Here is an 8,739-nt window from a genome sequence, read left to right on the forward strand (position 1 = left end):
TTCTCTCATGGAAATCGCACTGTCCGCGTTTCCGATGTTCGCGGCCAGGCTGGCGAACGATGCCGCTGCCGTCTCCATGTCGTACTTCCGGCGCCATCCCGATACAAGGACCAAGCCTGACCGCAGCCCTGTGACCATCGCCGACACGTCGATAGAAGCACAAATGCGTGGAACGATTCGCGCAACATATCCGCACCACGGCATCCTCGGAGAGGAATACGGCGAGCTTCAGTTGCAGTCGGAATACGTCTGGGTAGTCGACCCCATCGACGGCACAGCAAGCTTTATCATCGGCCTGCCGTTGTGGGGCACCCTGATTACGTTGCTTCACGAAGGGGAACCGGTGCTGGGCCTGCTGGACGTGCCAGCCCTGAAGGAGCGATGGACTGGCACACCCGCCAGCTGCCGGGCGCATGACGGAACGACATGCCATACCCGGCAATGCGCGAGCCTGGCGGACGCGACCGTATGCGCGACGTCGCCCGACATGTTCGCCGGCGAAGAGCGGGCAGTATTTGATGCACTGACCTGCCGCGCGAAAGCGCGCCGGTTCGGCGGTGGCCGCTACAACTACGCCATGCTTGCGTCGGGTTATCTTGGTGCGGTTGTGGAAGCGGGACTGGAACCGTACGACTTCCTGTCGATGGGTCCTCTCGTTGAATCCGCTGGCGGCGCCATCACTGACTGGGACGGCAAGCCGTTACGAACGGAGAGCGGCGGGCGCGTGGTTGCTGCCGCGACTTCCGCATTACATCGCGAGATACTGTTATTTACGGCCGGACTGTAGCGTGCGCTGCGAGCACGAAAGACCCGGGCAGGAGGCACGCGTTATGACCGTAATCATTCGCCGCGCGGGCGACCCGGACAGGAAAATGCTGGCGCATATGCTGGCCAGGGCGTTTGTCTGCGACCCGCTTGCTGCGTATGTCTTCCCCGATGAGCGGTCGCGCCAGCGAAGGTTAGTAGCGGTCTATCGCCTGTACCTTCGCGTGTTCTCAAGAAGCGGCGTTGTGCTCACCAACGACGACCGGAACGCGGCAGCGCTATGGCTACCTCCCGGCGGTTATCCGCTGTCGCTGGCCGAACACCTTCGTCTGCTACCCGGCATGGCAATGGCCACGGGCCTTGTGGCGCTCCCGGTGGCGCTATATGGATTAAACCGGCTCGCACAGATGCATTCTGCCGGTCAAAGATTCTGGTATCTGGGCGTTCTCGGAGTGGAGCCGAGCGAGCAACGCTCCGGTCTTGGCAGCGCATTGCTGAAGACCGGCCTGCGCGTGTGCGACGAGCAGGGACTGGGCGCGTATCTGGAGACAGCCGAACCGGCCAACCTGCCGTTTTATTCCGCGCACGGCTTCAACGTGCAAACCGTATCCGGGTTGCGGAATGGGCCGCGCGTTTGCAGCATGTGGCGTCCGCCGCGCAAGCTATAGTCTGTACGCGTTGCAAAAATTCCGCTTCTGCAGCGCACACCGGTCGCGACGGTGCGTCCCTTCATCGTCGATACGGTTTGCCGGGCGCCGTCTTAAAGCGCGTTGACGCCCAGGCATTGGTGGTCTACTGTAAAAAATGCTGGACGCCATCTGGGCAAAGGAAAAGTTGACTGCCGCGTCCAGCACCCAATCGGTGGAAGGTCCTCCGGCAACTTCTATGACAATTCTATCGACGGCCATCACTTCGGGCGCAGCAGAATTGCGCCGGCGCTCTACTCGCGCGCCGGAGTATGAGCGCGAGAACCGTGCACTCGTGCGCCTGGCGCGCGCCCAGACCGGTCCGCGCGATGTGCTGTTGCAGACTATCGTTGATGCTGCCCTCGAACTCTGTTGTGCCGGAAGCGCGGGCATCAGCCTGGTTGAAGAACTGGACGGGAACCGCTACTTTCGCTGGCTCGCCGTTGCTGGCGAGGTGGCCGGCCTCCGTGGCCACATAACAGCCTGGAAGGATTGCCCGTGCGGAGTTGCGCTCGAATTGCGCGAGTCGCTGCTGTTCGTCGACCCGTTGAAAACGTTCGAAGCGCTTCGGGGTGGCCCGGCACATATTCCGGAAGGGCTGGTCGTGCCGATTGAGACGGACGGCGCCCAGCTTGGCGCCATCTGGGTCATGTCACACTCCGATGACTGCCGGTTCCAAAGCGAGGACGTGCGGCTGCTGTCCAGCCTGTCAGCCGTAGCGGGTTCGGCGCTCATGGTAATGAACGCCCGGGACGAGAAGGCCAATGACAGCAGGCAGCGCGACGAATTCATCGCGATGCTCGGCCACGAACTGCTGGGTCCGATGGGACCGATAGATAACGCCGTGGCCGCCGCAAAGGGGTACTGCGCCGGCAACGACGACGCGCTGACCCTGCTGGACATTGCCCAGCGGCAGATTTCCAGGTTGCATACGCTGATGGATGACCTGCTTGATGCCGTTCGTCTTCAGCACGGCAAGCTGCGACTAGCCATCAAGACGGTGTCTTTGAAGGAGATTGCGGCGGACGCCGTGGTGTCAGTCCAGCATGGACTTGTACAGCGCCGACAGCAGCTGACGGTGATTGGCCTCGACAACGACATTACGCTCCATGGCGACTACGTCCGTCTGAGCCAGGTCATTGCGAACCTTCTCTCGAACTCTATCCGCTACACGCCCGAAGGCGGCCACATCTGGCTGACCGCAGCGTGTGAAGCCGATGAAAAGACGGTCAGAATTTCTGTCGAGGACGACGGGAAAGGCATAGCGCCGGAGGACCTGCCGTCTGTTAGCAAACTCTTCGTCCAGTGCCGACAAGGTCCGCAAGGTTTCAGTGGAGGACTGGGTGTAGGCCTCGCGGTGGTCAAGCGCATCGTCGAACTCCATCATGGGACATTTGAGGTAGCCAGCCAAGGAACAGGGAAAGGAACCACTGTTACGGTCCGCCTGCCACGATGGCACGATTCCGAGAAATCGCACGACGGAGATAGGCAGATAGACGCCCGCGCAAACACCACCCCCCGCAGGGTCCTTCTGGTTGATGATTGCCAGGACGCTCTGAAATCTCTATCCATGGTCCTCGAACTTGAAGGCCATTCAGTTGAAACAGCCAATAGTGGCACAGGCGCATTGCGCCGACTGGCGTCCAGTAAGCCGGATATCGTTATCGTAGATATCGGCCTTTCAGACATGGACGGCTTTGATATTGCAGGCGCTATCAGGCGCGACGAATCCTGCAAGGGTGTCTGCCTCATTGCACTCAGCGGGTATGCGGATGAGGGATACACTAAACGTGCGATTGCAGCCGGGTTCAACGACTATCTGATAAAGCCTCTCTCCATCAGTCAGCTGAGAGCCACTCTGGCGGGATGCGACTCCGTTAGAGCACCGTCCACAGTCGATTGATTCCGATATCGCCAACGGTCATTTGAGGTGCCGTTAGTCGTCGTGGCGGTAACGATTCGCCGCGCGGGCGAATCGGACAGGGAGATGATATGGCGAGCCTCCAACTGGAAGCGACGCCTCCTTCTTCCGTGTGCGACGCGCATTGCAGCAAGCGTTTATGCCACACATAGAGAAGCCGGGCCGAGTGTCGCGCCCGCTCCGTCACTCGAATAGGCGTTTCAAGAATAGTTGGCCGTCGAACTGGGAGACAACGCGGCGCCGACTGATGCACGCGCGTTGCGAGCACAAATGCGCGCCGTTACCTTGTCGTCAGCATCGATTCGACCATACCGACGCCATTACGTCGGAATGCTCCGGGTAACAACGCTAAGGAAAAGCAGGAGTCGTTCCGTTGAATATCGCTCGCAATACTCGATACGACTGCGCATTGTCTGCGAAAGCGCGGACGAGATGACCACGACCGCTCCGCGCACTATGGCACCGAGACGTATCCTTGTAGACGACAACGTCGATGCGACGGAGTCGCTCGGCACGCTGCTGAAACTGGAGGGCCACGTGGTAAAGCGGGCACAGAGCGGTCCGGATGCGCTCGCGATAGTAGAATCATTCACCCCGGACGTTGCCCTGATTGATATCACCACGCCCGGCATGGATGGCCTCGAACTCGCACAGCTGCTCCGTCTGAGGGCGCAATGCTCCCAGACGAAGCTGGTGGCGTTGACGGGTTACGCCGATGTCGCCAGTAGGCGCCAGTGTGATAAACGGGTATTTGACTGCCATCTCGTCAAGCCACTGTCGCTTGATGACCTCGCGGATGTTCTGCGGCATTAGTGCGGTCTGAACTGACCATGCCAGGCCAAAAGAGCTTCCGACGAAGCGCATAGACTCACGCCTGGGCTAGGCCCAGCGGACGCAACCCTATCTCGTTAGCTTCACAACATTGGACAGGTCCGGTCCCGGCGAAGCGGCGAAGCTGCAGGTCGACCGGCCATTGCCCTTTGACGCATATATGGCCGCGTCCGCGACGCCGAGTAGCCCCTCGAGCGTCTCGACCCTGTCCGGATAGCAGGGGCAATCTAGTCGGCGCGCAGGTAGCGCAGTTTCCCATCATGGATGTGGCGACGCTCGGAGCGGGTATCTAATCGCGCATCGTTGCGCCACATCGTTCTAGCCGCGGTGCTGACGGCCATCCGCCCGCGCGGGAACGCCGCTTGCGCGCCACCGGATTACCTTTTTTCAAAGGAGGTGAATCATGGGCTCAATCAACCCGCAAGGTGACACCCGACGCGGAGCTGACATCGTCGGCGCTGGTATCGGCGAAGGACCGGGGCCGGACATCATGGCCGCAGCAACGCTTGATGGAAACAAGGTCATGTCCTCTGATGGCGAACATGTTGGGAAGATTTCAGACATCATGCTCGACGTCCGCAACGGTCGCATCGCCTATGCAGTGCTCTCCGAGGGCGGTTTCCTCGGAATGGGTTCTAACCTGCACGCCATCCCCTGGAGCGCGCTGACCCTCGACACGGACGAGAAGTGCTTCGTTGTCGACATTGCCGCACAGCGCCTCAAGGAGGACGCGGGTTTCGACAAGGACCACTGGCCGGCAATGGCAGATGCGAAATGGGGAGAGTCGACGTATAGCTACTACAACCGGCAGCCGTACTGGTCAGCGACCAAGGAAGTGGTGGAAGGCGACCCCGCCATCAGGCCGAGCGAGCATTAACACAGCAGCCCCCTGGACCGACGCCGACGGATGTCTGGGGCGTAGGTCTGGCATCTACGCCTCCGCGCTCCGGCGCGGCGGCGTAGGTACGTCGGCAAGGCTCGCAGCAATGGCGAGATTGGCGGACCTGTTCGGACGGTCTGAAGGTATTGTCCAAAAGCGGCCGGGAAGGCATCAAGGCCACTGGCCCGCTGACGAAGTGACTGTCGGGGCGCCCTTCAAAGGAACGACAGTTGCATTTGCTGCAGCGCTGGCGGAAACGAGCGCGCGCGGGTCTCATATGCCCGTTAGTGCACATCGTGCGCTGTCGAGTCATTTTGACAGAGGAGACTGTTATGAGACTACTTGCAGTCGGTGCGCTGGCGCTGACCCTCGCAGGAGCGGTGCACGGGCAGGGAGCCGCTAGCGGCTCAGGAATGGGTCGCCAAGGCGGAAATGCAGGGTCGAAGAGCGGTGCGCACCTTTCGACGCCGGCTTCAGCTCCAACGACCGGCTCCCCCTCCGCAACGCCCGGGGCGGGCGCCACGGACCGCACCGGCGGCGCTGGGACGCGGCCGCGCCCTGATGCGTCGCCCGGCACGCCTGATAACCCAAGTGGCTTGAAAAAGCCCGATTGATACCGCTCTATCAGCCCAACGCGGCATCAGCGCTCAGTGCCCAGTCAGTGGACCGCTCCGTGGCGCAGCTCAAGCTCATTGGGAGTGTCGAATGTGCGGCAACACGAGGGGGCCGCACGGAAAGATTTCGTCATGACTTCTGTGACTTGCTCCTGCCTATCGCACGCGAGGGGAAACGCCTCCCGGACAATCGCTTCGACGCGACTCAAAACCCTGTCTCGCGGTTCGGCAATAGGAACAGGCCCGGTCTTTTCGCAGGCACCTCTACCGCCGCAGCCTTTCTTTCAGCGACCTTTTTCGCAGCTCCCGAGCTCCACGTCGCCACGCTGGCCAACGACAATCACTTCACGGGCGCCCCCTTCCAGATAGCTGTTGCTCCCGCCGTTTATCTCCCGTGTCCTGCCACTATCGAGAAACACCTCGACGCAGAGTTCTGGGACGAACGGCGTTGGGTCCTCGCGGCCGAAGCCTTCCTACTTTTCGCATCGCATCCAGACAACGTCGGGAACCCGGATGCCGAATGAGGGGTCGCGACAGCCGCGACATCGCGGTGAGCTGCCCATCTGCTCTGACACCTGACAGTAGACGTCCGTGAGCACAATCCGGCGTCGCGGAGGGCATTGCATTGCTTACCAATTCGTCGTATTCGTCCAGTTCGTACCATCCTCGTCGCCGGGATTGTGCAGCCGTTCCAAGGCTCCGCCACGCGCCAGGCAGTTCGTTGCCGGCCAGGAGAGGCAGGACGTCCATGGAGACCTCGCTGGGAGTTAATGGATACCAATTACTGGGGTGTGTGCGCTGCACAAATCAGGCGTCTTCGCCGGCTTGGCCTGCAGTTGTCGAAAGGGGCATGCTTGATGCGCAGAATCGGTATGTTCTGGCTTGCCGTACTATGGCTACCATCCTGCTGGTCGACGACGACGATGAATCACTGTGGATGCTTCAGCTGATTTTCGAGCGAAGCGGTCATCATGTGCTACTCGCCCAGAGCGGTGAGCCAGCCCTGGCAAGAGCGGGGCGCCATCTCCCTGATTTGATTATTACCGACCGGAACATGCCGGGAATGGACGGCATAGGCCTGTGCGAGCGGCTGAAGTTTTACCCCACACTTGCGCAAATTCCGGTGGTGATGACATCCGGCGAGCTGCCGCCAGCAGATAAGTCCACGCTGTGGAACGTATTCTTCTCCAAGCCCGTCGACTTGGAAGCGCTTGAGTCTGCTGTCGACTCGCTCCTGGCCCGGCGTTTGTGCGGCTCTAAAAGCCGCGTCAATGTGCCGGCTCCGGCGCCCTCGCGTTGGGCCCCGATGCCCTCGAAGTACTGGGTGTAACCGGGCCGGTTCGCGCGACCCGAGAGATGAACGCGAGCCTTGCGCCCCTGTTGAGCGCGTCATGCCCCGAAGTTCGCGTCGTCGCTACAGGTGACGACATGCCAGGTGCATCGCCGGATGCTTCGTGAATCCGGCCGAAGGTGGTCCCAGGTGAGCCCCGCATATCGCGAACGATTGCAGCTAGTGTGTAAAGTCGGGCGTGGGAGCGGGGTGCATCAAGGAGACGACGAATCGCCCCTATCAACCGCCCGGTGGGGCGGGCTTTAATAGCAGCACGTCCCATAACTTTTCCCTGCGTCCGGCGGCGAGGCCGCCGATAGCATGACCACCGGAATGGCGGCCGCGGCAACGTCACTTTCCAGGCGTCGGCACAGGTCCAGCCCGCCAAGGCGAGGCATCGTCCAGTCAATCGCGATGAGACTCGGCCTGCAAATAGCAACTTCGGCGAGGGCCGCCTCCCCGTGTAACGCCGTCAGCACGCGAAAACCTTCCTGCTCAATCAACCACCGCAGGGGTCGCAGGAGGTTCGGGTCGTCATCGACAGGAAGTATCTTGGTCACTGGTCGCGCCGCGCTGCATCGAAAAATCAATTGATGCATTGAGCAGCACTCGGGCCCGCTATTGTGGCCGCCGCGCACCCGGTTTTTTTATCGCGCACGATGATAATGTCGTGTGTCAGCTCCAGCAACTGTGCCTGAGCGCGCTGCGTCTTTTCAACGCGGCCAATCCGCCTGACAAGGGTGGTGATTGCGAGTGATGTGACGAGAAAGGCAACAAGGGAGAATAAATCCGCGGTTTTTCTAATGCCGAAGCTATTGATGAGTTCGGCGAAAAAATAGTTGAGCAGCGCGGCGCCAACCACCGAGAAAATGACCGATGAGATGAAGCTGTCCAGCAGGGACAGGAGAACAACGGCAACCAGAAGGAAGAAGCCAGCGGTGCTCTCTTCCTGGTTCAGAATGACACAGGTTGCAGTAACGGCTCCGAGCGCGATACAGCCTCCAAGCCGCAATGTCGCCAGGTACCCCAGGCTTCTGCTTTCACGTGAAGAACCCAGTGCCCGCACAAAACGTCTCCCCTTTGCGTAACTGCACCAGCCGCCTGCATTGGTCTCCGGATAATAGCCGACGCTTTCGACTTCTCCGACTGTTGGGTTCTCATTTCCGCGATAATTAAAGAAGGAAATATACTGCCGTGCGAACAGAGAAGCGCTGTATTGGTCCAAGACGCGGAGCGCTTTTGCGTGTTTCCTCGCAGTTTGACACCCGCTCGACAAGTCTGCGCACCGCGGTTATACGCTCGTATAAGCGAGGTACACTAACGCGGCGTCGGCAAGCCAATCGTAGAGTAGATTTGCCTTTCGCCAAAGCGTACTCTTGTCTCATCGAGCCAGCGCTCGCCGTGATGACAGCGCAAAGCTCCGCGAGTCAGCGGGCATTCGACCTCTGCAATACGCGCGAGCAACGGAATAGCCGTTGCCGGCAAACAGACGAAGTGAAAACCCACCGCTTTGAGGCCGGGTCATGGTGACGGTATTACTGGTCGACGACGACATGAACCTGCTTCAGGCGCTTGAGGCTTTGGTCTGCGGGGAAGGTTACGAGGTTATGACTGCGTCGAACGGGCATGAGGCACTGCAGGCAGCACGCCGAAGGCGCCCAGACATCGTGGTTTCTGATTTCATGATGCCGGTCATGGACGGTCCCGCCCTT

9 protein-coding genes are annotated in these 8,739 nt (G+C 60.4%); 7 read left to right on the forward strand and 2 right to left on the reverse strand.

Annotation, left to right across the window (positions count from 1 at the left end):
- Positions 1 to 7: 7 nt before the first annotated feature.
- The 6 genes from PQR02_RS38725 (at position 8) to PQR02_RS38750 (ending at position 7,027) form a co-directional block, all read left to right on the forward strand.
- Positions 8 to 787, forward strand: a complete 780-nt coding sequence (locus PQR02_RS38725; protein ID WP_408243118.1) for an inositol monophosphatase family protein — start codon at positions 8 to 10, stop codon at positions 785 to 787.
- Between the two features lie 43 nt (positions 788 to 830).
- Positions 831 to 1,433, forward strand: coding sequence for a GNAT family N-acetyltransferase (locus PQR02_RS38730; RefSeq protein ID WP_408243110.1), 603 nt, complete (start codon positions 831 to 833; stop codon positions 1,431 to 1,433).
- Positions 1,434 to 1,569: 136 nt separating this feature from the next.
- Entirely contained in the window at positions 1,570 to 3,354 is a 1,785-nt protein-coding gene (locus PQR02_RS38735; protein WP_408243111.1) for a hybrid sensor histidine kinase/response regulator, read from the forward strand.
- Between the two features lie 450 nt (positions 3,355 to 3,804).
- On the forward strand, positions 3,805 to 4,185 hold the full coding sequence (locus tag PQR02_RS38740) for a response regulator (protein ID WP_408243112.1): 381 nt from the start codon (positions 3,805 to 3,807) through the stop codon (positions 4,183 to 4,185).
- Positions 4,186 to 4,606: 421 nt separating this feature from the next.
- Positions 4,607 to 5,080 carry a PRC-barrel domain-containing protein gene (locus PQR02_RS38745; protein WP_408243113.1) on the forward strand — a complete coding sequence of 158 codons (474 nt, stop codon included), beginning with the start codon at positions 4,607 to 4,609 and terminating at the stop codon, positions 5,078 to 5,080.
- A 1,509-nt stretch (positions 5,081 to 6,589) separates the two neighbouring features.
- Positions 6,590 to 7,027, forward strand: a complete 438-nt coding sequence (locus PQR02_RS38750) for a response regulator (RefSeq protein ID WP_408243114.1) — start codon at positions 6,590 to 6,592, stop codon at positions 7,025 to 7,027.
- Between the two features lie 263 nt (positions 7,028 to 7,290).
- On the opposite strand, the gene PQR02_RS38755 is transcribed toward PQR02_RS38750, so the two are convergent.
- Both PQR02_RS38755 and PQR02_RS38760 read right to left on the reverse strand, forming a co-directional pair.
- A complete protein-coding gene (locus tag PQR02_RS38755) occupies positions 7,291 to 7,626 on the reverse strand; it encodes a response regulator (RefSeq protein ID WP_408243115.1) in 336 nt (111 codons plus the stop codon).
- The gene (locus tag PQR02_RS38760) at positions 7,614 to 8,252 is read right to left on the reverse strand and encodes a DUF4118 domain-containing protein (RefSeq protein WP_408243116.1); all 639 of its coding nucleotides are present in this window, start codon (positions 8,250 to 8,252) and stop codon (positions 7,614 to 7,616) included. The genes PQR02_RS38755 and PQR02_RS38760 overlap by 13 nt, the downstream gene beginning before the upstream one ends.
- 298 nt (positions 8,253 to 8,550) lie before the next feature.
- Here PQR02_RS38760 and PQR02_RS38765 point away from each other — a divergent pair.
- Positions 8,551 to 8,739, forward strand: a 189-nt coding sequence (locus PQR02_RS38765; RefSeq protein ID WP_408243117.1) for a response regulator, incomplete at its 3' end; no start/stop codon positions are given.

The organism is Paraburkholderia sediminicola (assembly GCF_046026895.1).
Lineage (GTDB): Bacteria > Pseudomonadota > Gammaproteobacteria > Burkholderiales > Burkholderiaceae > Paraburkholderia > Paraburkholderia sediminicola_C.

What these genes read in the sequence shown, in the direction of transcription:
- PQR02_RS38740 (WP_408243112.1), top strand. Translation starts at nt 3,805, where the DNA reads ATGACCACGACCGCTCCGCGCACTATGGCACCGAGACGTATCCTTGTA.
- PQR02_RS38755 (WP_408243115.1), bottom strand. Translation starts at nt 7,626, where the DNA reads ATGCATCAATTGATTTTTCGATGCAGCGCGGCGCGACCAGTGACCAAG.
- PQR02_RS38745 (WP_408243113.1), top strand. Translation starts at nt 4,607, where the DNA reads ATGGGCTCAATCAACCCGCAAGGTGACACCCGACGCGGAGCTGACATC.
- PQR02_RS38750 (WP_408243114.1), top strand. Translation starts at nt 6,590, where the DNA reads ATGGCTACCATCCTGCTGGTCGACGACGACGATGAATCACTGTGGATG.
- PQR02_RS38725 (WP_408243118.1), top strand. Translation starts at nt 8, where the DNA reads ATGGAAATCGCACTGTCCGCGTTTCCGATGTTCGCGGCCAGGCTGGCG.
- PQR02_RS38730 (WP_408243110.1), top strand. Translation starts at nt 831, where the DNA reads ATGACCGTAATCATTCGCCGCGCGGGCGACCCGGACAGGAAAATGCTG.
- PQR02_RS38735 (WP_408243111.1), top strand. Translation starts at nt 1,570, where the DNA reads ATGCTGGACGCCATCTGGGCAAAGGAAAAGTTGACTGCCGCGTCCAGC.